The organism is Streptomyces sp. T028, assembly GCF_048159505.1.
GTDB lineage: Bacteria > Actinomycetota > Actinomycetes > Streptomycetales > Streptomycetaceae > Streptomyces.
Window position 1 is genome coordinate 1 of the sequence record NZ_JBLRVZ010000036.1, and the last position, 21,469, is coordinate 21,469.

Genomic DNA, 21,469 nt, shown 5'->3' on the forward strand with positions numbered 1-21,469 from the left:
AAAGGAACCTCATCCTCGGCTATCACTGCCGGGGACGGGGTATCAACTAATCTGGCGTTGATTTTTGGCACGCTGTTGAGTTCTCAAGGAACGATAGCTTCCTTTGTACTCACCCGAGAGACTCTCTCAGGCTTTCCTCCGGGCTTCCCTTCGGTGTTTCCGACTCTATCAGACCTTTTCGGTGTCCGATTCCCAGTCGGTGGGTTTGTCTTCGGGCTTCCGGCTTTCGCCCGTCGGCCTTTCGACATTCACTACGTTAGCCGATTCCCTCGGCAACTCATAATCGAGTTCCCGCGAGTTCGAATTCAGGCATGCGGACATGCCGAAATCGCCCCCGCTGAGGGATGTCGTAGGTAGTGGGTTGGCCGCTTCCGGCTGCTGGCGAATGCCGTACCCGGTTCAAGCGGCTCGGGCTACGTTACGCCCCTGTCAAAGGCGAGTCAACTTCGGCGGTTCCTGGGGACGTGGGCCCGGTAAGGGCTCACCGTCGGGTCGTCGGCCACCCAGTAGCGCCAGGGATGGACGTCACCGTCGCCGCCCTCGCCGACGACTCCGGTGCGCGGACCGTTGCGTACCTGGTCGGAGAGGACGGGGGTGCCGGTCAGCATGCGCAGTGGGGTCTCGTCGGCGGTGCACGCGTCCGTGCCGTCGAGGGCGCGGTCCACGTCCAGGGCCGTGGCCAGACGGGCGGGGCCTTTGGCCAGTTCCTTGTCATTACGGGCCGAGAGTCGACGTTTGCGGGCCAGCTCGGCGCCCTCGATCACCTCACCGGCGCGGAGCAGGACCGCGCTCGCCCGGCCGTCGGGGCCGCAGACGAGGTTCATGCAGTGCCACATGCCGTAGGTGAAGTAGACGTACACATGTCCGGGGGGACCGAACATCACCTCGTTGCGGGGCGTGCGGCCGCGGTAGGCATGGGAGCCGGGGTCGTTCTGGCCGTCGTAGGCCTCGACCTCCGTGAGGCGCAGGGTGATCGGACCGTCGGGGGTCGTACGGACGAGGAGGCGGCCGAGGAGGTCGGGGGCGACCTCCAGGACAGGGCGGTCGAAGAAGGCCCTGGAAAGGGGCGTACGGTCGGGGGTCGCGATCATGCCCTCCGAGCGTAGTGGAGAACGACGGGTGCGCCGGGGTGGTCAGCGGGCGCTCGGCTTGCCAGGGTGTGGGACGCGGAACCGGTCACGGCCGGATCGCGTTTGTAGGGATCAAGGGATCCCGTCAGAAGTAGTCGTAGAGGGAGAGTCATGGCGTTCAAGAAGCTGCTCGCGAGTCTGGGGGCCGGCGGGGCTTCGGTCGAGACGGTGCTGACGGAGGTCAACGTCGTCCCGGGCGGTGTCGTCCAGGGCGAGGTGCGGATCCAGGGCGGTTCCGTCAACCAGAACATCGAGGGGCTGTCCGTCGGGCTGCAGGCCAAGGTCGAGGTCGAGGGCGGCGACCAGGAGTACAAGCAGGACATCGAGTTCACCAAGCTGCAGCTGGGTGGTGCCTTCGAGCTCCAGGCGGGTGCGGTGCACGCAGTGCCGTTCGGGCTGGAGATCCCCTGGGAGACCCCCGTGACGATGATCGACGGGCAGGCGCTGCGCGGGATGCACATCGGTGTCACGACCGAGCTGGCGATCGCCCGCGCGGTGGACTCCGGTGACCTGGACCCCATCAACGTGCACCCGCTGCCGGCGCAGAAGGCGATCCTGGACGCGTTCATCCAGCTGGGCTTCCGGTTCAAGAGCGCGGACATGGAGCGTGGGCACATCCGCGGTACGCGACAGAAGCTGCCGTTCTACCAGGAGATCGAGTTCCTCCCGCCGTCGCAGTACCGGGGGCTGAACCAGGTCGAGCTGAGCTTCGTCGCCGACGAGCACGCGATGGACGTCGTGCTGGAGATGGACAAGAAGCCGGGGCTGTTCAGCGAGGGCAGTGACACCTTCCGGTCCTTCCAGGTGGGTCAGAACGACTTCCACACGACCGACTGGGCGTCGTACCTCAACCAGTGGCTGTCCGAGGTCGGCAGCAAGCGCAACTGGTTCTAGGCTCGGAGTCACCGAGTCCATCAGCATCGTTCAGGAGGTACCGAGGTGACCGAGCTCAAGCGGCGGCCGCTCCCCCATGACTTCCACCCGCCCGTGCCGTCGTTCACGGTGACGAGCGAGGACGTCCAGGAGGGCGCGACGCTCAAGGCCGCGCAGGTCCACGCGGAGGGGAACACCTCGCCGCAGCTGCGCTGGGAGGGCTTCCCGGCCGAGACCAAGAGCTTCGCCGTGACCTGCTACGACCCGGACGCCCCGACGGGCAGCGGGTTCTGGCACTGGGTCCTGTTCGACATCCCGGCCTCGGTGACCGAACTGCCGGTGGGGGCGGGCAGCGGCAAGTTCGAGGGGCTGCCGGAGGGTGCCGTACAGGCGCGCAACGACTACGGCAGCAAGGACTTCGGCGGTGCCGCGCCGCCTCCGGGGGACGGGCCGCACCGGTACGTCTTCACGGTGTACGCGGTGGACCAGGAGAAGCTCGGTCCGGACGCCGACGCCTCGCCTGCCGTCGTCGGGTTCAACCTGCGGTTCCACGCGATCGCCCGCGCTCAGCTGATCGGTGAGTACGAGAACCCCGCGAAGGGATAGCGCGGAGGGACAGTCAGCTCATCGTTCATTGAACGTTTGCCCGGCCCTGGTCTTGGAAGTGATCAGGGGCGGGCATTTTTTATTGCGTTGTCCATCTCGGCGTGCCCGTCCAGAGTTGATCCGAGCCGGCCGGAGGGCGGGCAGATGCAATGGGGAGGTGGGCTGGATGCGTGACACGCTGGTCCTGAACGCGAGCTTCGAGCCGCTGTCTACGGTGACGTTGAACCGAGCTGTCGTCCTGGTGCTCCAGGACAAGGCCGTCGTCGAGCAGGCCCACCCCGAACTGCGTATGCGGGGCGCCGATGTGGACATACCGGCGCCTCGGGTGATCAGGCTGTGCAGGTACGTACGGGTTCCGTTCCGAAGACAAGCGCCGTGGTCGCGGAGGGGGGTGCTGGTCAGGGACCGGCACCGGTGCGCGTACTGCGGTCGCCGGGCGACCACGGTGGACCATGTGGTGCCGCGCGCGCAGGGCGGTCAGGACACCTGGCTGAACACGGTGGCGTCCTGCTCGGAGGACAACCACCGTAAGGCGGACCGGACTCCGGAGCAGGCGGGTATGCCGTTGCTGCGGGAGCCGTTCGAGCCGACTCCGCAGGATGCGATGCTGCTTGCGCTGGGGCAGGACGACTTGGCTGCGCTGCCGGAGTGGCTGTCGCTGGACGCGGCTTAGACCTCTTGGCGGTTCGCCGTAGCGGGTCTGTCGTTCTTCGGCTGCCGGGCCGTTGTGGCATTTCGCGCAGTTCCCCGCGCCCCTTATGTGGGCGCGGGGAACGGTGTTTTGTCGTGCTGTCAGTCGATCGACGGCTTCTCTCGGCGTTCTGGGATCTTCTTCTCGGTACCGCCGTTGGAGGGGGAACCGCCACCCATCGCGCCGAAGTTGCCCATGGCGCCGGAGAGGCCCTTGAGGGCGTCGCCGATCTCGCTGGGGACGATCCAGAGCTTGTTGGCGTCGCCCTCGGCGATCTTCGGAAGCATCTGGAGGTACTGGTAGCTGAGGAGCTTCTGGTCCGGGTCGCCGGCGTGGATGGCCTCGAAGACCGTGCGGACGGCCTGGGCCTCGCCCTCGGCGCGCAGGGCGGCGGCCTTGGCCTCACCCTCGGCGCGCAGGATCTGGGACTGCTTCTCACCCTCAGCGGTGAGGATCGCCGCCTGGCGCGTACCTTCTGCGGTGAGGATCGCGGCGCGCTTGTCACGGTCGGCGCGCATCTGCTTCTCCATCGAGTCCTGGATGGAGGTCGGGGGCTCGATCGCCTTCAGTTCCACGCGGTTGACGCGGATGCCCCACTTGCCGGTGGCCTCGTCGAGGACGCCGCGCAGGGCCGCGTTGATCTCCTCACGGGAGGTCAGGGTGCGCTCCAGGTCCATGCCGCCGATGATGTTGCGGAGCGTGGTGACGGTGAGCTGCTCGATCGCCTGGATGTAGCTGGCGACCTCGTAGGTCGCGGCGCGGGCGTCCGTGACCTGGTAGTAGATGACCGTGTCGATGTTGACGACCAGGTTGTCCTGGGTGATCACCGGCTGCGGCGGGAACGGGACGACCTGTTCACGCAGGTCGATGCGGTTGCGGATGGTGTCGATGAACGGGACCACGATGTTGAGGCCCGCGTTCAGCGTGCGTGTGTAACGGCCGAAGCGCTCGACGATGGCGGCGCTCGCCTGTGGGATGACCTGGATGGTCTTGATCAGGGCGATGAAGACCAACACCACCAGAATGATCAAGACGATGATGACCGGTTCCATCGTGCGTCCCCGTCCCCTTCTCCGCCTCGAGCGCTTTCGGAAGATCCTACGGTTGTGAAGATCTTGCTGGTCGAGTCTGACAGACCGTCGCGTACCTCGGGAGGCCTTCGCCTCACTTGCGTCGTGCGGGAGTTGTGCAAGGTCAGATGACGATCGCCGTGGCCCCCTCGATCTCCACGACGTCGACTTCCTCACCGACTTCGTACGTGCGGTCGGTGTCGAGGGCGCGGGCCGACCAGATCTCTCCGGCGAGTTTGATCCGGCCGTTCCCGGAACCGTCGACGCGCTCCAGCACGACGGCCTGTTTGCCCTTCAACGCGTCCACTCCGGTGGCGAGTTGGGGGCGCTGTGCGCTGTGCCGGGCCGCGATGGGGCGCACCACGGCGATGAGGGCGACCGAGACGACGATGAACACGAGCACCTGGGCCACGGCGCCGAGGCCCAGGCCGGCGCCGATCGCGGCGGCGACCGCCCCGACGGCGAGCATGCCGAACTCCGGCATCGCGGTGACCACGAGCGGGATTCCGAGCGCTGCCGCGCCGACGAGCCACCAGACCCACGCCTCGATGTCGTTCACAGGGTCATGGTAGGACCGTATGTCCCGTTGCGGACAGGGCGCACAGGGGCAGGGCGGGGGCAGGAGGGCGTCAGGTCCTGGGGCGGGGTCAGGACAGCGGCAGGCCCTGGGCGGTCCAGCGGTCGCCGACCTGTTCCACGACGAGCGGGAGGCCGAAGCAGAGGGAGAGGTTGCGGGAGGTGAGTTCGAGTTCGACGGGGCCCGCGGCGAGGACCTTGCCCTGGCGGATCATGAGGACGTGGGTGAACCCGGGGGCGATCTCCTCGACATGGTGGGTGACCATGATCATGGAGGGGGCGATGGGGTCGCGGGCGAGGCGGCCGAGCCGGCGTACGAGGTCCTCGCGGCCGCCGAGGTCGAGGCCGGCGGCGGGCTCGTCGAGGAGGAGCAGTTCGGGGTCGGTCATCAGGGCGCGGGCGATGAGGGTGCGCTTGCGCTCGCCCTCGGAGAGGGTGCCGAACTTCCGGTCGAGGTACTCGCTCATGCCGAGGCGGTCGAGGAAGGCGCGGGCGCGCTGCTCGTCGACGGCCTCGTACTCCTCCTGCCAGGCGGCCGTCATGCCGTAGGCGGCGGTGAGGACGGTCTGCAGGACGGTCTGGCGCTTGGGGAGCTTGTCGGCGAGGGCGATGCCGGCCACGCCGATGCGGGGGCGCAGTTCGAAGACGTCGGTGCCGGGGGCGCCGAGGGTCTCGTCGAGTACGGAGACGGTGCCCGAGCTGGGGAAGAGGTAGGTGGAGGCGATGTTGAGGAGGGTGGTCTTGCCGGCTCCGTTGGGGCCGAGGATGACCCAGCGCTCGCCCTCCTTGACCGACCACGAGACCTGGTCGACCAGAGCCCTGCCCTCGCGGACCACCGATACGTCCTGAAGCTCCAGAACATCGCTCATGAGCGCGTTGTCTCCCCTTGCAGTGTGGCCGGTCTCGGTTGTCGCGGGTGCCTGTGGCTGGACCGCCGCGCGTGGGTGGGCGCGGCCCCTCGGGAAAATCTACGCCACCGGTCGGGCGCCCCGTTCCATCGGTCCGGTCCTTAGGGTGGGGGCATGCTCTCGGAACCGCGCTCTGGTCGCCTTGCCGCTTGGGGAAATGCCCTGTTGGCCGGACTTGTCTCTCCGGACGACGCCGTACTCGCCGTCGTCGGGGAGGACGCCGTGCACCGGGTGGAGGGGTTGCCCGGTGAGCCGGCGCCCGTCGGGCTGACGCTGGCGCTGGGCCGGCTGCGGGCGCTGGGGGTGCGGGGGCTGCGGGTGGCGCTGCCCGCGCCGGGGCATCCGCTGGGGCTGAGCGGGCCGCCGGAGTTCAACGCGCGGGCGCTGGAGGCGGAGGAGGCGGTGGTCTGTCACGGGGCCGCGCTGGGGCTGGTGCCGGAGGTGTCCGAGGCCGGGCCCGCGGGCGATGTCCATGTCGAGGTGGTGTGGCACTGTCTGCCGGTGCGGGAGGCTCCGCCGGCCGATGTGCCGTCGCTGGGTGAGGCCGAGCGGGAGCTGGCGGAGGCGTTGCGGGAGGCTACGGCGGTGCTGTCGAAGCTGGATGTGGCGGGGTCGGGGCCGGTGGCGGAGGCGGCGATCGACGCGTACCGGGCGCGGGCCGAGGTGGGGCGGGAGGTGTTGGCGCCGGGGTATCCGGCGCGGGCGGTGCGGGTGCTGGAGCTGGCGCGGCGGGTGGGGTTGCTGGTGTCGCTCGCTCGGGAGAGCGGGCATGGGGGTGCGGTGAGTTCGGGGGAGATGGCGGCGCGGGCGGAGGCGTTGCGGCCGGTGGAGCGGACGGGGCGGCGGGCGCAGGTTGCGGCGTACAACTCTTATGTGGAGGAGCAGGAGCGGGGGGTGCGGTGAGCCTCGCGGTGCGGTGAGCGGGGTTGGGGTCGGCCGGGGGTGGGTTTTGCTTGCCCGCGCTTGCTGGGTGCCGCTGCGCCCACCCGTGCCGCCCCAGCGGCACGACTGCCCGCAGCTGCGGCGGTTTGAAGCGGCCGCAGCTACGCGGGTGGCTGGGGGGCGTGGTGACTGCGACACCCTAGGGGTGCGGGGAATTGCGTGGGCAGTCACCACCGGCCCGCGGCCGGACGGTGGCTCAGCCGGCTAGTCCGTTGCGTACGGCCCACAGGGCGGCCTGGGTGCGGTCGGCGAGGTCGAGTTTCATCAGGATGTTCGAGACGTGGGTCTTGACCGTCTTCTCGGAGAGGACCAGGGCGCGGGCGATCTCGCGGTTGGAGCGGCCGTCCGCTATCAGGCCGAGCACCTCGCGTTCCCGTTCCGTGAGGGAACCGCCCCTGCCCTGGCCCGAGTTGGTCTCCTCCTGGGAGAGCAGGGCGCCGGCGACCTCCGGCTGGAGCAGGACATGGCCGGCGTGGACCGAGCGGATGGCACCGGCGAGGGCGTCGGGGTCCACGTCCTTGTAGACGTATCCGGCGGCGCCGGCGCGCAGGGCCGGGACCACCGTGCGCTGTTCGGTGAAGCTCGTGACGATCAGCACGCGCGCGGGGTTGTCCAGTTCGCGCAGGCGGCGCAGGGCCTCGATGCCGTCCATGCCGGGCATCTTGACGTCCATCAGGACGACGTCGGGCTGCAGTTCCTCGGCGCGCTGGACTCCTTCGGCGCCGTCGGCGGCCTCGCCGACGACCTCGATGTCGTCCTGGACCTCGAGGAAGGTGCGCAGACCGCGGCGGACGACCTGGTGGTCGTCGACGAGCAGCACCTTGATTGCGTCAGCCACCGGGGGCCTCCATCTCGATCGTGGTGCCCTTGCCGGGCGCCGATTCCACCGTCAGGCCGCCGCCGACCCCGCTCGCCCGGTCCCGCATGGAGACCAGGCCGAGGTGGCGGCCGGCTCTGCGGATCGCCGAGGGGTCGAAGCCACTGCCGTCGTCCGTGACGCGCAGCACCGTGTCGGGGCCGCGCTTGTGGAGGGTCACGTCGACGTGCTGTGCGCCGGAGTGGCGCAGGGCGTTGTGCAGGGCCTCCTGGGCGACGCGCAGCAGGGCCTCCTCCTGGGCGGCGGGCAGGGCACGTACGCCGTGGCTGGTGAAGGTCACGCGCGCGGTGTGGGCGCGGTCGAGGACCTGGACCTGGGTACGCAGGGTGGCGACGAGGCCGTCCTCGTCGAGGGCGGCGGGGCGCAGTTCGACGACGGCGGCGCGCAGTTCGTCGGCGGCCTCGGCGGCGAGGGCGGCGACCTGCTGGAGCTCGCCCTTGGCGCGGGAGGGGTCGCGGTCGACGAGGGCGGCGGCCGCCTGGGCGGTCAGGCGCAGGGAGAACAGTTTCTGGGCGACCGCGTCGTGCAGTTCGTGGGCCAGCCGGGAGCGTTCCTCCGCGATGGTGAGTTCGCGGCTGCGTTCGTAGAGGCGGGCGTTGGTGAGGGCGATGGCCGCGTGCTGGGCGAGGATGGCGAGCAGGTCCTCGTCCTCCTCGGTGAAGCCGCAGCCGCCCTCGGGCTTCTCGCGCGGGGGGTGTGGGGGGCTTCCCCCCACAGGACGCAGCTTGTTGGCGAGGAAGAGGGCGCCGATGACCTCGTCGCCGTCGCGGATGGGCAGGCCCAGGAAGTCGGACATGTCGGGGTGGGCGGAGGGCCAGCCCTCGAAGCGGGGGTCCTTGCGCACGTCGGCGAGGCGCTCGGGGCGGGCCTCCTGGAGCATCGAGGCGAGGATGCCGTGCTGGCGGGGCAGGGGGCCGATGGCTCTCCACTGCTGGTCGGTGACGCCGTCGACGACGAACTGGGCGAAGCCTCCGTGGTCGTCCGGGACGCCCAGTGCGGCGTACTGGGCGTCGAGCAGCTCGCGGGCGGAGGCGACGATCGTCTTGAGGACGTCGCGCACCTCGAGATGCCTGCTCATGGCCAGCAGCGCGGAGCTCACCGCGGCGAGGCCGGACCGGGGACCTTCACTCATGTCTTCACGGTACCGGCGGGGTGTGACAGCCCGGATCCGACCTGTGCCGGCGGGGGGTAGGGCGGGGGTCCTAGGTCGAAGGGCCTCGGTACGGCGGTGTAGGGCGCGCGGACCGGGTGTGCGGGCGTACGTCGAAGGGCCCCTGCGGACCCGGTCTGGCGTCGGAGGCGGGGGCGAGGGGCCGGTTCCTAGGTTGGGGTCACCGCCGAGCGGAGGCGGGGTGACGAGGGGACGGTTGTCATGCCGGTAGCGATCATCACGGGGGCCTCGAAGGGGCTGGGGCGGGCACTGGCGGAGGCGCTCGCCGCGCGGGGCTGGGATCTGGTGCTGGACGCCAGGAACGAGGGGGTGCTGAAGGAGACGGCGGCCTGGGTGTCGGGGCACGGGAGGGGCGTGCGGGCGCTCGCGGGGGACGTCACGGATCCCGAGCACCGGTCGGCGCTGGTCGCGGCCGCCCGGCGGCTGGGCGGGTGCGACCTGGTGGTGAGCAACGCGAGCGCGCTGGGCGCGGAGCCGCTGGTGCGGCTGGACGAGCTGCCGCTGGAGGGGCTGCGTCGGGCGCTGGAGGTGAACGTGGTGGCGGCGCTGGGGCTGGTCCAGGAGGCGCTGCCGCTGTTGCGGGCGGCGCGGGCCGGCGCGGTGATCACGGTCAGTTCGGACGCGGCCGCGGAGGCCTACGAGACCTGGGGAGGCTACGGGGCGTCCAAGGCGGCCCTGGACCATCTCGCGGCGGTGCTGGGCGAGGAGGAGCCGGGGCTGCGGGTGTGGGCGGTGGACCCCGGGGACATGGCGACGGACCTGTACGCGGCGGCCGTACCGGACGACGACGATCCGCGTCCGGAGCCGGGCAGTGTGGTGCCGGCGTTCCTGCGGCTGCTGGACGAGCGTCCGGTGAGCGGGCGGTACGGGGCTCCGGCGCTGCTGGAGGGACGGCGATGACGCTGGCGGTGAGAGTGCCGGAGGAGCTGTCGGCGCGGGTGCCGGCGGAGCAGCGCGGGCCGGGGCGGGAGCGGGACGACGTACGACTGCTGGTGTCACGGGGGACGGAGCCGGCGCATCACGTGTTCCGGGAGCTGCCGTGTCTGCTGCGGGCCGGGGACCTGCTGGTGGTGAACACCTCCGCGACGCTGGCGGCGGCCGTGGACGGGCGGATCGGGCACGCGCGCGTGGTGGTGCACTTCTCGACGCGGGGTGACTCCGCGCACGGGGGTGAGGGGCGGTGGGCGGTCGAGCTGCGGGATCCGGACGGGAAGGGAACGACACGCGCGCGTGCGGGAGGGCCCGCCGGGACGCGGGTGCGGCTGCCCGGGGGTGTGCGGCTGACGCTGGAGGAGGCGCTGAGCCCCGGGAGCGGGCGGCTGTGGTGGGCGCGGGTGGCCGCCGGGGCGGAGAACGGCGACGAGGATGACATGGGCGGCAGAGGTGGGGACCCTGTGCCGGGGCTGCTGCGGGAGCACGGGCGGCCCATTCGTTACTCCTATACGGAACGGGACCAGCCGTTGTCCGTGTATCAGACGGTGTTCGCGCTGCCGTCGGCCGACGGTGCGGGGAGCGCGGAGATGCCGAGTGCGGCGCGGCCCTTCACGGCGGGGCTGGTGGCGGAGCTGGTGAGCCGGGGGGTGCAGTTCGCGCCGGTGGCGCTGCACACCGGGGTGGCCTCGGCGGAGGTGCACGAGCCGCCGTATCCGGAGCGGTTCGCGGTGCCGGAGGCGTCGGCGCGGTTGATCAACGCCGTGCGGGCCGGGGACGGGCGGGTGATCGCCGTGGGGACGACGGCCGTGCGGGCGGTGGAGTCGGCCGCGGGGGCCGACGGGGTCGTACGCGCGCGTGAGGGGTGGACGGACCTCGTGGTGACGCCCGGGCACGGGGTGCGGGTGGTGGACGGGCTGCTGACCGGGCTGCACGAGCCGGAGGCCTCGCATCTGCTGATGCTGGAGGCGGTGGCGGGGCGGGCCGCGATCGACCGGGGGTACGACGAGGCGTTGCGAGGGGGCTATCTGTGGCACGAGTTCGGGGATGTCCATCTCCTCCTGCCCCAGAGCCCCGGCCAGGGCACTCACACAGAGCATTGCTTGAGCAACTGCGGGTGAGAAGCGCGGCCCGGTGATGTGAGGCCTCGCATAGGGCGCACATCACGTACGAAGGCGAATAGGAGACATACAGGTCACGCGCGAACGGGGCAGACGTTCCAGTCTGTCCCGTTTTGCCCTTCCCTGATCCACTACCGGGGATCGTAGGTCACACCTTTGCCTGGCCATTTTGCGGCCGCTAAGAATTGCTCTCGTCGCTCAGCGCCGCGGGTTCGTCCGCGGCGTTCGTTCGTGCCAAGAGCACCGTGTCCATCGTCGGACGAGCGACCTCCGCGCTCCTTCGAAGAGGTCATTCGCCATGCCCAAGAACACTCACAAGATCGCGATCGCCGGTGCCGCCACCCTCGGCGCGGCCGCCCTCGCCTTCTCGGTGGTCCCGGCCGACGCCCACACGACCACGACGGACGCCGTCTCCACGTCCCGTGTCGCGTACAGCACCGAGCCGGTGCGGGACGTGAAGGGCAGCGTGACCGACCAGCTCGCCGGCTCGAACACGAAGATCGAGGCCATCGAGGCGAAGAAGAAGGCCGCGGCGGACGCCGTCGCCCAGAAGAAGGCCGACGCCGAGGCCGCGCGCAAGGCCGTCGCCGCGAAGAAGCAGGCGGCCGCCGAGGCCGCCCGCAAGGCCGCCGCGCAGAAGGCCGCCGCCGCGCACAGGGCGAAGCAGGCCGCGAGCCGCTCCGTGCACCGCGCCGCGGTCAAGCCGGTCGCCGCCAAGAGCTACGCCAACAACCTCGACGGCTGGATCCGTGAGTCGCTCGACATCATGAAGAAGCACGGCATCCCGGGCTCCTACGACGGCATCAAGCGCAACATCATGCGCGAGTCCTCGGGCAACCCGAACGCCATCAACGACTGGGACATCAACGCCGTCAACGGCATCCCGTCGAAGGGCCTGCTGCAGGTCATCCCGCCGACCTTCAAGGCCTACCACGTCGCCGGCACGTCCTGGAACATCTACGACCCGGTCGCCAACATCACCGCCGCCTGCAACTACGCGGCCGACAAGTACGGCTCCATGGACAACGTCAACAGCGCGTACTGATCCGCCTCCGCACGGACGCACGCACTGACGCACGCACGCCGAAGGGCGGCACCCCACGACCGGGTGCCGCCCTTCGGCGTGCGTGCGGGACGGACTACTTGCGCATGACCTCGGGCTCGTGCCGGCGCAGGAAGCGGGCCACGAAGAAGCCGCAGATCACACCGAGGGCGATCAGGGCGATCATGTCCAGGCTCCAGGCGCCGACGGTGTGCTCCCACAGCGGGTCGGTGTCGCCGCCGTCCTTGGGCGGGCTGATCTTGTTGAAGTCCAGCGTGGCGCCGGCCGCACCGACCGCCCAGCGCGAGGGCATCAGGTACGAGAACTCGTTGACGCCGATCGAGCCGTTCAGGGCGAACAGACAGCCGGTGAACACCACCTGGATGATCGCGAACATGACCAGCAGCGGCATGGTCTTTTCAGCCGTCTTCACCAGCGAGGAGATGATCAGGCCGAACATCATCGAGGTGAAGCCCAGCGCCATGATCGGCAGGCACAGCTCCACCAGCGGGGCGTTGGTGAGGATCAGCCCCTCCTGCGGGATCTCCCGGCTGGAGAAGCCGATGACGCCGACCAGCAGCCCCTGGAACACGGTGACCAGGCCGAGCACGAACACCTTGGACATCAGGTACGCCGAGCGCGACAGGCCGGTGGCGCGCTCACGCTCGTAGATGACCCGTTCCTTGATCAGCTCACGGACGGAGTTCGCCGCGCCCGCGAAGCAGGCGCCGACCGCGAGGATCAGCAGCACGGTGGTGGCCGTGCCGTTGGGGATGATCCGGCCGCTCTTGGGGTTGACCGGGTTGGGCAGCAGGCTGTTGCCGGAATCGATGAGCAGGCTCACCGAGCCGAGGACGACCGGCAGGATCACCGACAGGGCGAGGAAGCCCTTGTCCGACGCGATGACCGAGGTGTAGCGGCGCACCAGCGTCATGAACTGCGACATCCAGCCCTGCGGCTTCGGCGGCCTCATGGCCTGCATGGGCGGCATCTGTACGGACTGCGGCGCGACGGCGTCGATGTCCGCGGCGTACATCTGGTAGTGCTGCGAGCCCTTCCAGCGGCCCGCCCAGTCGTAGTCGCGGTAGTTCTCGAAGGCGGAGAAGACATCGGCCCAGGTGTCGTAGCCGAAGAAGTTCAGCGCCTCCTCGGGCGGGCCGAAGTAGGCGACCGCGCCGCCCGGCGCCATCACCAGCAGCTTGTCGCACAGCGCCAGCTCGGCCACCGAGTGGGTGACGACGAGGACGGTGCGGCCGTCGTCGGCGAGCCCGCGCAGCAGCTGCATGACGTCGCGGTCCATGCCCGGGTCGAGGCCGGAGGTCGGCTCGTCCAGGAAGATCAGGGACGGCTTGGTGAGCAGCTCCAGGGCCACGGAGACGCGCTTGCGCTGGCCGCCGGAGAGGGAGGTGACCTTCTTCTCCTTGTGGATGTCCAGCTTCAGCTCGCGCAGCACCTCGTCGATGCGGGCCTCGCGCTCGGCGGTCGTGGTGTCGGCCGGGAAGCGGAGCTTGGCCGCGTACTTGAGGGCCTTCTTGACGGTCAGTTCCTTGTGCAGGATGTCGTCCTGCGGGACGAGACCGATGCGCTGGCGCAGCTCGGCGAACTGCTTGTACAGGTTCCGGTTGTCGTAGAGGACATCGCCCTGGTTGGCCGGGCGGTAGCCGGTCAACGCCTTGAGCAGCGTCGACTTGCCGGAACCGGACGGTCCGATGACCGCGATCAGCGACTTCTCCGGAACGCCGAAGGAGACGTCCTTGAGGATCTGCTTGCCGCCGTCGACCGTGACGGTGAGGTGGCGCGCGGAGAAGGAGACCTCACCGGTGTCGACGAACTCCTCGAGCCGGTCGCCGACGATCCGGAACGTCGAGTGGCCGACGCCGACGATGTCCGCCGGGCCCAGGAGCTGCGTGCCGCCCTTGGCGATCGGCTGACCGTTGACGTAGGTGCCGTTGTGCGAGCCGAGGTCGCGGATCTCCATGCTGCCGTCGGGCATGGAGCGGAACTCGGCGTGGTTGCGGGAGACCTGGAGGTCGGAGACGACCAGGTCGTTCTCCAGGGCACGGCCGATGCGCATGACGTGGCCGATGGAGAACTGGTGGAACGTGGTCGGGCTGCGGTCTCCGTAGACCGGCGGCGCCCCCGCGCCCCCACCGGACACCTTCTGCGCGTACTGCTCGTTCGGCCCCTGCTGTTGCGGGACCTGCGGCGCGGCCTGCTGCGGCGGCTGCCAGCCGGCCTGCCCGGCCGGTGGCTGGGGTGCCTGCTGCCCGGCCCAGCCGGGGTTCGCGGCCTGCGCGGCGTACGGCTGCTGCTGAGGCCGCGCCGCGGGCTGCGCGACGGGCGCCTGCGCTCCCGAAAGGGTCACGCGCGGGCCGTCGTTGGCGTTGCCCAGGTGCAGCGCCGAGCCGGGGCCGATCTCCAGCCGGGTGATCCGCTGCCCCTGCGCGAACGTGCCGTTCGTGCTGCCGTGGTCCTCGACGACCCAACTGCTGCCGTTGAAGCTGACCGTGGCGTGACGCCAGGAGACCCTGGCGTCCTCGAACACGATGTCCCCCTGCGGATCACGTCCGAGGGTGTATGGCCTGGACGGATCGAGCGTCCAGGTACGTCCGTTCAATTCCAGTACGAGTTCCGGCACTCCATACCCCATGAGTAGTCCCCCGAGTTACCCCCGTCACAGGGAGTGTAGGGATGTCGAACAACGTCGGGAACTATTTCAGTTGCGGCCCCCTGACCGAAAGTCGGGCCTCGTGACGAGCTTGCGCGAGCACATCGGCCGTTGCCGTTGACGGGGTTGAAAACGCCCCGGAGAGTGGTAAACGCACGCGAGGGGGACGGATACGGCGATCTTCGCCGAACCGCACCGCGGATCGGGGGGTCTGCATGAGTGCCGGCACAGGGGTGGACAGCAACGGGCGCGCGGGGTACGGCCGTGGCGTGCCGTGGGTGGACGTGGCGCTGGCCGCGATCGCCGCCGTGAGCTGGGCGTTGATCGGGATGGCGGGGACGGCGGCGCTGGGTCTGCATCTGCTCGGGGCGGACGCGGCGGGCTCGTTGGGCCCGATGACGGCGGCCGTGGTGGCGCTGGGGGCGGGCGGCTCGGTCACGCCGTCGGGCGATGTCTCGGCCTTCGGCCTGACGGGGGCCGAAGCGAACACCGCGATCGAGATCACGCCATTGGGGGTGAGCCTGGTCGGCGCCCTGCTGTTGTCCTGGTTCTTCCTACGGTCCCTGCGGGCGGCCGGAGTTGTGATCGCGCCGGCCGAACTCCTCGCGCGGGTCGGCACGGTGGTCGCGCTGTTCGTGGCGATGCTGGGCGGGCTGGCCTGGGCGGGGCACGACGTCATCACGCTCGACGGGGGCGCGCTGGGGCTGGACGACCTGCCCGGCACAGGCGGGGGTGGCGGGGGCGGCGGGCTGGAGATCCCGGGGCTCGGTGACGTCGGGGGGCTGCTGCCCGACCGGATCGGCGATCTGGTCGACGCGAAGGCTGCGGTCGGCTTCACCGTCGACACGGTGCCCACGCTGCTGGGCGGGCTCCTCTGGTCGGCGGGGATCCTGCTGATCGCCCTGCTGGCCTCGCGCCGCACCCCGCTGCCGCGCGGCTGGGAGGCCGTGCACCGGGTGGTACGGCCCGCGGTGTCCGCCGTCGTCACCGTGCTGCTGGTGGCCGTGGCGGCCGGGTTCGCCGCGGCGGCGTACGCGGCGATCGGCGACGACCATCCGAAACGGATCGCGGGAGCGGCGCTGCTGGGCGCGCCGAACGGGGTGTGGCTGGGCGTCTCGATCGGCCTGTTCGTCCCGTGGGACGGCCGCGCCACGGGCGCCCTCACGAACGTCCTGCCGGACCCGCTCGACAAGCTCCTCTCCGTCGGCACCGACCAGCCGGTCACGCTCGGCCGCCTGGCCGACCTGGAGAGCCGGGTGTGGCTGCTGGCGGTGGCCACGGCGGTGATGATGCTGTTCGCGGGGGTGCTGGTGGCGGTGCGGACGCCCGTGGGCGCCGCCGGGGTCGGGATCGGTGGTGCCGGCGGTGGTGGGGGCGGGGGCGACCGGTTCGTCGGCGGCGGGTCGGGGAGGGGGACGGGGGTCTGGGGTTTCGCCGGGGTGTGTGCCGTGCGGCTGGGGGTGGTGACCGCGGTGGCGCTGCCCTTCCTCGGGCTGCTGACGGGGTTGTCCGTGGACGCCTCGCTGTCCGTGCTGGGGTTCGACGCGTTCGGGGCCGGGCTCGAACTGCGCGGGCACCTCGGGATGGCGCTGCTTCTCGGTGCCGCGTGGGGGGCCGGGGCGGGGGCCGCCGGTGCGCTGCTGGCGCGTGTCACGGGGGCGGCCGGGCGACGGGCGGCGCCGCTGGCACTCGGTGACGTGACGCCAAGGCCGGCCCGGCGGGAGTACGCGAGCGCCGAGGCGGGGCCTTACGCCCCTGACGCGTCGTACCGGGCGCCCAACCCCGCGACCAATCCGTATCTGCGGGTGCCGGACGAACTGCGGGAGCCGCAGGACGCGCGCCCCGGCGAGCAGCCCGGCGGGGCGGGTGGACCGGGGCGGCGGTACCGAGGCGGCCGACCGGGTGGGCCCGCGTCCGGGGAGGGGCGCGGCGAAGGCGGCCGGCCAGGGTCTCACGGGAGCCCTCGGCCCGGCGGGTCCCCGTCGGGGCCCGGACAGGAGCCGGGTGAGTCCCGGGCCGGTCAGCGGCGGGGCGAGCGGCGGGGAGACAAAGGGCAGGGGGACGTCTATGGCGCTCCGACCGTCGTGGGGCCGGTCGGGTCAGGTCCTCGCTGGCCGGGGGGTCCCTCAGGGGACGACGGGCCGCCTCCACCTCCGCCGCCCCCTCCCCCACCACCACCGAAACGACCCAAGCGACCCCGGTGACCGGCTCGACCGGCTCGGCATCAGGCTCGGTGCCCAGCTCCGCGACCAGTTCCGCGGCCGGTTCGGTGACCAGTCCGCGGCTGGCTCGGCGACCGGCTCGGCGCACGGCTCAGTGACTGGCTCCGCGACGTGTCCCACCGTCGGCTCGGCGACCGGCTGGGCGACTGGCTCCGTGACCGGTTCGGCGACCAGCTGGGCAACCGGCTCGGCGAGCGGTCCCGCGGTCGGCTCAGTGACTCGCTCCGCGACCGGTCCCACGAACGGCTGGGCAACCGGGGCTCGACGGCCGGTCCCACCTCCAGCCCGGCGACCGGCTCGGCACACGGCTCAGTGACTCGCTCCGCGGCCGACCCGGCGCGGCTCGGTGACTGCTTCCACGACCGGCTCGGCGACCGGCTGGGCGAGCGGTCCCGCGGTCGGCTCAGTGACTCGCTCCGCGACCGGTCCCACGAACGGCTGGGCAACCGGCTCGGCGAGCGGTCCCGCGGTCGGCTCAGTGACTCGCTCCGCGGCCGACTCGGCGCGGCTCAGTGACTGCTTCCACGACCGGCTCGGCGACCGGCTGGGCGACTGGCTCCGTGACCACTGCCGCGACCAGCTGGGCTACCGGCTCGGCGAGCGGTCCCGCGGTCGGCCGGGCGGGCGGGCTTGGTGGGCGGCGCTGCGGCGGGCGGGGAGCTTCACAAAACCGACATCGCCGGTTCGCCTACTGTTCCGTGTCCGCTAGACGGACCTCTGCGGCGAAAGGCACGGGGTGCCGGATACGGTGGGATACATCATGAGAGCTTCACAGACTTCGCCGACCGCGGCCTCTGATGTCCCCACGCTCCTTGTCAAGATCTTCGGCAAGGACAGGCCGGGCATCACGGCCGGTCTTTTCGACACCCTCGCGGCCTACTCCGTCGACGTGGTCGACATCGAGCAGGTGGTCACCCGTGGCCGGATGGTGCTGTGCGCGCTTGTGACCGCGCCGCCCCGGTCGATGGAGGGGGACCTCCGCCGCACGGTCCACAACTGGGCCGAGTCGATCAAGATGCAGGCAGAGATCATCTCGGGTCTCGGCGACAACCGCCCGCGCGGTCTCGGTCGCTCCCTGGTCACCGTCCTCGGCCACCCGCTGACCGCGGAGGCCACGGCCAAGGTCGCCGCCAAGATCACCAAGGCCGGCGGCAACATCGACCGTATCTTCCGGCTCGCCAAGTATCCGGTCACGGCCGTTGAGTTCGCGATCTCCGGTGTGGAGACCGAGCCGCTGCGCACCGCGCTGGTCACGGACGCGCGGGCGCTCGGGGTGGATGTCGCCGTCGTGGACGCGGGGCTTCACCGGCGTGCCCAGCGGTTGGTCGTCATGGACGTCGACTCGACCCTGATCCAGGACGAGGTGATCGAGCTCTTCGCCGCGCACGCCGGCTGCGAGGACAAGGTCGCCGAGGTGACGGCGGCCGCGATGCGCGGTGAGCTGGACTTCGAGCAGTCGCTGCACGCGCGGGTGGCGCTGCTGGAGGGGCTGGACGCCTCGGTGGTGGACAAGGTGCGCGCCGAGGTCCGGCTGACGCCGGGCGCGCGCACGCTGATCCGTACGCTGAAGCGGCTCGGCTACCAGGTGGGGGTCGTCTCGGGCGGCTTCACCCAGGTCACCGACGATCTGAAGGAGCGGCTGGGGCTGGACTTCGCCCAGGCGAACACGCTGGAGATCGTCGACGGGCGACTCACCGGCCGGGTCACCGGCGAGATCGTGGACCGTGCGGGCAAGGCGCGGCTGCTGCGCCGCTTCGCCGCCGAGGCGGGCGTACCGCTGTCGCAGACGGTGGCGATCGGTGACGGCGCCAACGACCTGGACATGCTGAACGCGGCCGGTCTCGGGGTGGCCTTCAACGCCAAGCCGGTGGTGCGCGAGGCGGCGCACACGGCGGTGAACGTGCCGTTCCTCGACACCGTCCTGTATCTGCTGGGCATCACGCGCGAAGAGGTCGAGGCGGCGGAGACCCACACGGAGTAGCCGTTCGTACGACGAGGAGGGCCTCGTAGGTCGGAGAGGGCCCGGTGCCGCTGTGGTGCCGGGCCCTCGCGCAGGCCGGACACCTACTCGGCGGGCGTCCAGTAGTCGGTCAGCGTGGCCACGGCGGGCTCCAGGGACTTCCAGGAGCCGTCGAAGGTGAGGACGGCGAAGGAGGAGGCCGGGAAGCCGCGGCGGGCCATCCGCTCGCGCGCCTCGCTGTCGGCCGAGTCGGTCAGGATGTCGGTGAGGGCGTGGACGCCCGGGTTGTGGCCGATCAGGATGACGTTGTGCACGTCGTCCGGGGTCTCGTTGAGCAGGGCGATCAGCTCGCCCGGGGAGGCCTCGTAGATCCGCTCCTCGTAGACCGTTTTCGGCCGGTGCGGCAGCTCGTGGACGGCGAGCTTCCACGTCTCCCTGGTCCGGACCGCGGTGGAGCACAGCGCCAGGTCGAGGGGAATGCCGCTGTCGGCCAGTCTGCGCCCGGCGACGGCGGCGTCCGTCCGGCCCCGCTCGGCGAGCGGGCGGTCGTGGTCGTTCATCTGTGGCCAGTCGGCTTTCGCATGCCGGAAGAGGACGATCCTGCGGGGTTCTGCGACGCTCATGAGTCCCAGCTTCGCATGAAACAGGCCATGGGGCGCAGGGAGTTGACATGGGGCTTCGCCGCTCGCCCCGGGTGTGTGGAGTGCGTCCGGGGCGTGCTCGTCACGGCTGGCGCGCGAGCAGTCGCTGCACGCGCTCGACGAGGTGGGTGATCGCCGGGTCACCGGTGGCGGCGTGGGCGTCGGACGGGTTCAGTATCAGGACGAACAGGGTGATGAAGGCGAGGACCGGCAGGGCGAGGGCCCACCAGGGCAGCCGGGTGTCGACCCGGGCCGGGGCGGCGGTCGGGCGGGGCCGGGTGAGCACAGGGGCCGACATGGATGCCTCCGGTCGTCTTCGAGCGGTCGGTGGTCCGCGTCGCGCGGCCACATCTCGAAGCTACGGAATCGGCGTCCCCCGGCCCATCCGGTGATCCACCCACTTGACCCTGACCCTCACCCCCTAGGGGACAGGGGGGTTAACCCCACCGTCAGGGCGCGGCGATCGTCAGGGCGCGGCGATCGTCGCGATGACGGCGATGATCACGAAGATGGCGAGGAACGTGCCGAAGACGATCAGCATCTTCTTCTGGCCGTTCTGGGGGTTCGGGTCGAGCACCATGCGCCCAGTCTCGCACCCGCCGTCCGCCGCGAGGCCGCCGGGGGTCAGCGGGCCGCGGACTCGTCCTCGACCGTGCCGGGGCGGCCCGCCAGTACGCCCGCGGCCATCTGCGGGAGCATCAGCGCCGCCATCAGGGCGAGGGGCAGCCCCCAGCCGCCGCTGTGCTGGTAGAGCACGCCGACCAGCAGCGGGCCGGGCATCGAGATCAGATAGCCGGCGCTCTGGGCGAAGGCGGACAGCCGGGCCACGCCCGCGCCGGTCCTGGCGCGCATACCGACCATCGTGAGGGCCAGCGGAAAGGCACAGTTGGCGACGCCGAGCAGCACGGCCCAGGCCCAGGCTCCCCCGGCGGGCGCCAGATACAGACCGGCATAGCCGACGAGGCCGCAGACGCCGAGCACGACGGCGATCGGGCCCTGCTGCGGCAGCCGGGAGGCGACGCGCGGGATGACGTAGGCCAGGGGCACGCCCATCGCCATGGTGACGGCGAGCAGCAGACCGGACTCGCCCGCGGACACGCCCGCGTCCCGGAAGATCTGCGCCATCCAGCCCATGGTGATGTAGGCGGCGGTGGCCTGGAGGCCGAAGAAGACGGCGAGTGCCCAGGCGGTGCGGCTGCGGGTGATGCGCGGTCCGTCCGGCCGCTCCACGCGCGCGTGCGGGGCGGCCGGTTCCCCGAGCGCTGACCCCGCCGGGCCGGGCGCAGCCCCCGCCAGGCCGGGCGCAGTCCCTGCCAGGCCGGGCGCAGTCCCCGCAGTGCCGGGCGCCCCCCGCCGCTGCCGTACGAACGCCAGCCACGGCAGTACGGCCGCCGCCGCCAGGGCCGCCCACAGGGCGAGGCCGGGGCGCCAGCCGCCGCCCAGGGCTCCGGTCAGGGGCACGGTGAGCGCGGCGGCCGAGGACGTGCCGAGAGCGAGGGCCATCGAGTAGAGGCCGGTCATGGAGCCGACCCGGTCGGGGAAGTGCCGCTTGATGATGACGGGCATCAGGACGTTGCTGACGGCGATGCCCATCAGGGCGAGGGCGCTGGCGGCCAGGAACCCGGCCGTGCCGCCCGTGTACGGCCGTATGAGCAGGCCGGTCGTGATCGCCACCATGCCCGCGCACACCACCGCGCCCGGGCCGAAGCGGCGGGCCAGGCGCGGGGCCGTGACACCGAACACGGCGAAGCACAGCGGGGGCACGGAGGTGAGGAGGCCGGCCGTGCTGCCGCTCATGCCGAGCCCGTCGCGGACCTCCTCCAGGAGCGCGCCGAGGCTGGTGATGGCGGGCCGGAGGTTGAGCGCGGCCAGCACGATGCCGGCCATGAGCAGCCGGGTACGCCACGCGTGCGTGGCCGCACGCGGGGGCTCGGTTGCCGCCGCCGTACGGGTGGGCGTGGATGTCGTCGTCCTGGTGTGCTCGCTCGCCATGGGCCCATCATAGAATCATGGGATGAATACTCGTCCAGCCCCAGCCCTG

The 21,469-nt window shown here is 71.2% G+C and carries 21 protein-coding genes; 10 read left to right on the top strand and 11 right to left on the bottom strand.

What is annotated here, in order from left to right; genetic code table 11:
• Positions 1-440 precede the first annotated feature (440 nt).
• Positions 441-1,091: a DNA-3-methyladenine glycosylase gene (locus ACLZN2_RS32400; protein ID WP_416982961.1), complete on the bottom strand. Its 651-nt coding sequence runs from the start codon at positions 1,089-1,091 to the stop codon at positions 441-443.
• 150 nt (positions 1,092-1,241) lie between these two features.
• Here ACLZN2_RS32400 and ACLZN2_RS32405 point away from each other — a divergent pair, with 150 nt between their 5' ends.
• From ACLZN2_RS32405 to ACLZN2_RS32415, 3 genes are all read left to right on the top strand, one after another.
• On the top strand, positions 1,242-2,024 hold the full coding sequence (locus ACLZN2_RS32405) for a sporulation protein (RefSeq protein WP_416982962.1): 783 nt from the start codon (positions 1,242-1,244) through the stop codon (positions 2,022-2,024).
• A 45-nt stretch (positions 2,025-2,069) separates the two neighbouring features.
• Entirely contained in the window at positions 2,070-2,609 is a 540-nt protein-coding gene (locus tag ACLZN2_RS32410; RefSeq protein WP_416982963.1) for a YbhB/YbcL family Raf kinase inhibitor-like protein, read from the top strand.
• A 166-nt stretch (positions 2,610-2,775) separates the two neighbouring features.
• Entirely contained in the window at positions 2,776-3,282 is a 507-nt protein-coding gene (locus ACLZN2_RS32415) for an HNH endonuclease (protein ID WP_416982964.1), read from the top strand.
• A gap of 119 nt (positions 3,283-3,401) precedes the next feature.
• Here the strand turns inward: ACLZN2_RS32415 and ACLZN2_RS32420 are convergent, their stop codons facing one another.
• From ACLZN2_RS32420 to ACLZN2_RS32430, 3 genes are all read right to left on the bottom strand, one after another.
• The gene (locus tag ACLZN2_RS32420) at positions 3,402-4,352 is read right to left on the bottom strand and encodes an SPFH domain-containing protein (RefSeq protein WP_416982965.1); all 951 of its coding nucleotides are present in this window, start codon (positions 4,350-4,352) and stop codon (positions 3,402-3,404) included.
• Positions 4,353-4,494: 142 nt separating this feature from the next.
• Entirely contained in the window at positions 4,495-4,929 is a 435-nt protein-coding gene (locus ACLZN2_RS32425) for an NfeD family protein (protein ID WP_416982966.1), read from the bottom strand.
• Positions 4,930-5,017: 88 nt separating this feature from the next.
• Positions 5,018-5,815, bottom strand: coding sequence for an ABC transporter ATP-binding protein (locus ACLZN2_RS32430; RefSeq protein WP_416982967.1), 798 nt, complete (start codon positions 5,813-5,815; stop codon positions 5,018-5,020).
• Positions 5,816-5,968: 153 nt separating this feature from the next.
• On the opposite strand from ACLZN2_RS32430, the gene ACLZN2_RS32435 reads away from it, so the two are divergent.
• Positions 5,969-6,757, top strand: coding sequence for a hypothetical protein (locus tag ACLZN2_RS32435; protein ID WP_416982968.1), 789 nt, complete (start codon positions 5,969-5,971; stop codon positions 6,755-6,757).
• Between the two features lie 235 nt (positions 6,758-6,992).
• Here ACLZN2_RS32435 and ACLZN2_RS32440 read toward each other — a convergent pair whose 3' ends face one another.
• Together ACLZN2_RS32440 and ACLZN2_RS32445 are read right to left on the bottom strand one after the other, a co-directional pair.
• Positions 6,993-7,634, bottom strand: a complete 642-nt coding sequence (locus ACLZN2_RS32440) for a response regulator (RefSeq protein WP_416982969.1) — start codon at positions 7,632-7,634, stop codon at positions 6,993-6,995.
• On the bottom strand, positions 7,627-8,805 hold the full coding sequence (locus ACLZN2_RS32445; protein WP_416982970.1) for a GAF domain-containing sensor histidine kinase: 1,179 nt from the start codon (positions 8,803-8,805) through the stop codon (positions 7,627-7,629). The genes ACLZN2_RS32440 and ACLZN2_RS32445 overlap by 8 nt, the downstream gene beginning before the upstream one ends.
• A gap of 240 nt (positions 8,806-9,045) precedes the next feature.
• On the opposite strand from ACLZN2_RS32445, the gene ACLZN2_RS32450 reads away from it, so the two are divergent.
• From ACLZN2_RS32450 to ACLZN2_RS32460, 3 genes are all read left to right on the top strand, one after another.
• Positions 9,046-9,744, top strand: a complete 699-nt coding sequence (locus ACLZN2_RS32450) for an SDR family NAD(P)-dependent oxidoreductase (protein WP_416982971.1) — start codon at positions 9,046-9,048, stop codon at positions 9,742-9,744.
• Positions 9,741-10,895 carry an S-adenosylmethionine:tRNA ribosyltransferase-isomerase gene (locus ACLZN2_RS32455; protein WP_416982972.1) on the top strand — a complete coding sequence of 385 codons (1,155 nt, stop codon included), beginning with the start codon at positions 9,741-9,743 and terminating at the stop codon, positions 10,893-10,895. Before ACLZN2_RS32450 ends, ACLZN2_RS32455 begins: the two co-directional genes overlap by 4 nt.
• Before the next feature lie 298 nt (positions 10,896-11,193).
• Complete coding sequence (locus tag ACLZN2_RS32460; protein ID WP_416982973.1) at positions 11,194-11,940, top strand: transglycosylase SLT domain-containing protein; 747 nt, start codon at positions 11,194-11,196, stop codon at positions 11,938-11,940.
• 94 nt (positions 11,941-12,034) lie between these two features.
• On the opposite strand, the gene ACLZN2_RS32465 is transcribed toward ACLZN2_RS32460, so the two are convergent.
• Entirely contained in the window at positions 12,035-14,587 is a 2,553-nt protein-coding gene (locus ACLZN2_RS32465) for an FHA domain-containing protein (protein ID WP_416982974.1), read from the bottom strand.
• A 233-nt stretch (positions 14,588-14,820) separates the two neighbouring features.
• Between ACLZN2_RS32465 and ACLZN2_RS32470 the strand changes: the two genes are divergently transcribed.
• The 3 genes from ACLZN2_RS32470 to serB all read left to right on the top strand — a co-directional run bounded on the left by ACLZN2_RS32470 (position 14,821) and on the right by serB (position 18,808).
• The gene (locus tag ACLZN2_RS32470; RefSeq protein ID WP_416982975.1) at positions 14,821-16,809 is read left to right on the top strand and encodes a streptophobe family protein; all 1,989 of its coding nucleotides are present in this window, start codon (positions 14,821-14,823) and stop codon (positions 16,807-16,809) included.
• A 129-nt stretch (positions 16,810-16,938) separates the two neighbouring features.
• Positions 16,939-17,343 (top strand): hypothetical protein, encoded by a 405-nt coding sequence (locus tag ACLZN2_RS32475; protein WP_416982976.1) that lies wholly within the window; start codon positions 16,939-16,941, stop codon positions 17,341-17,343.
• Positions 17,344-17,587: 244 nt separating this feature from the next.
• Positions 17,588-18,808: a phosphoserine phosphatase SerB gene (serB, locus tag ACLZN2_RS32480; RefSeq protein WP_416982977.1), complete on the top strand. Its 1,221-nt coding sequence runs from the start codon at positions 17,588-17,590 to the stop codon at positions 18,806-18,808.
• Between the two features lie 83 nt (positions 18,809-18,891).
• Here the strand turns inward: serB and ACLZN2_RS32485 are convergent, their stop codons facing one another.
• The 4 genes from ACLZN2_RS32485 to ACLZN2_RS32500 all read right to left on the bottom strand — a co-directional run bounded on the left by ACLZN2_RS32485 (position 18,892) and on the right by ACLZN2_RS32500 (position 21,420).
• Entirely contained in the window at positions 18,892-19,410 is a 519-nt protein-coding gene (locus ACLZN2_RS32485; protein ID WP_416982978.1) for a SixA phosphatase family protein, read from the bottom strand.
• A gap of 100 nt (positions 19,411-19,510) precedes the next feature.
• On the bottom strand, positions 19,511-19,726 hold the full coding sequence (locus tag ACLZN2_RS32490) for a hypothetical protein (RefSeq protein WP_416982979.1): 216 nt from the start codon (positions 19,724-19,726) through the stop codon (positions 19,511-19,513).
• 168 nt (positions 19,727-19,894) lie between these two features.
• On the bottom strand, positions 19,895-20,008 hold the full coding sequence (locus tag ACLZN2_RS32495) for an SGM_5486 family transporter-associated protein (RefSeq protein ID WP_416982980.1): 114 nt from the start codon (positions 20,006-20,008) through the stop codon (positions 19,895-19,897).
• Positions 20,009-20,052: 44 nt separating this feature from the next.
• Positions 20,053-21,420, bottom strand: a complete 1,368-nt coding sequence (locus ACLZN2_RS32500) for a CynX/NimT family MFS transporter (protein WP_416982981.1) — start codon at positions 21,418-21,420, stop codon at positions 20,053-20,055.
• Positions 21,421-21,469: the final 49 nt, after the last annotated feature.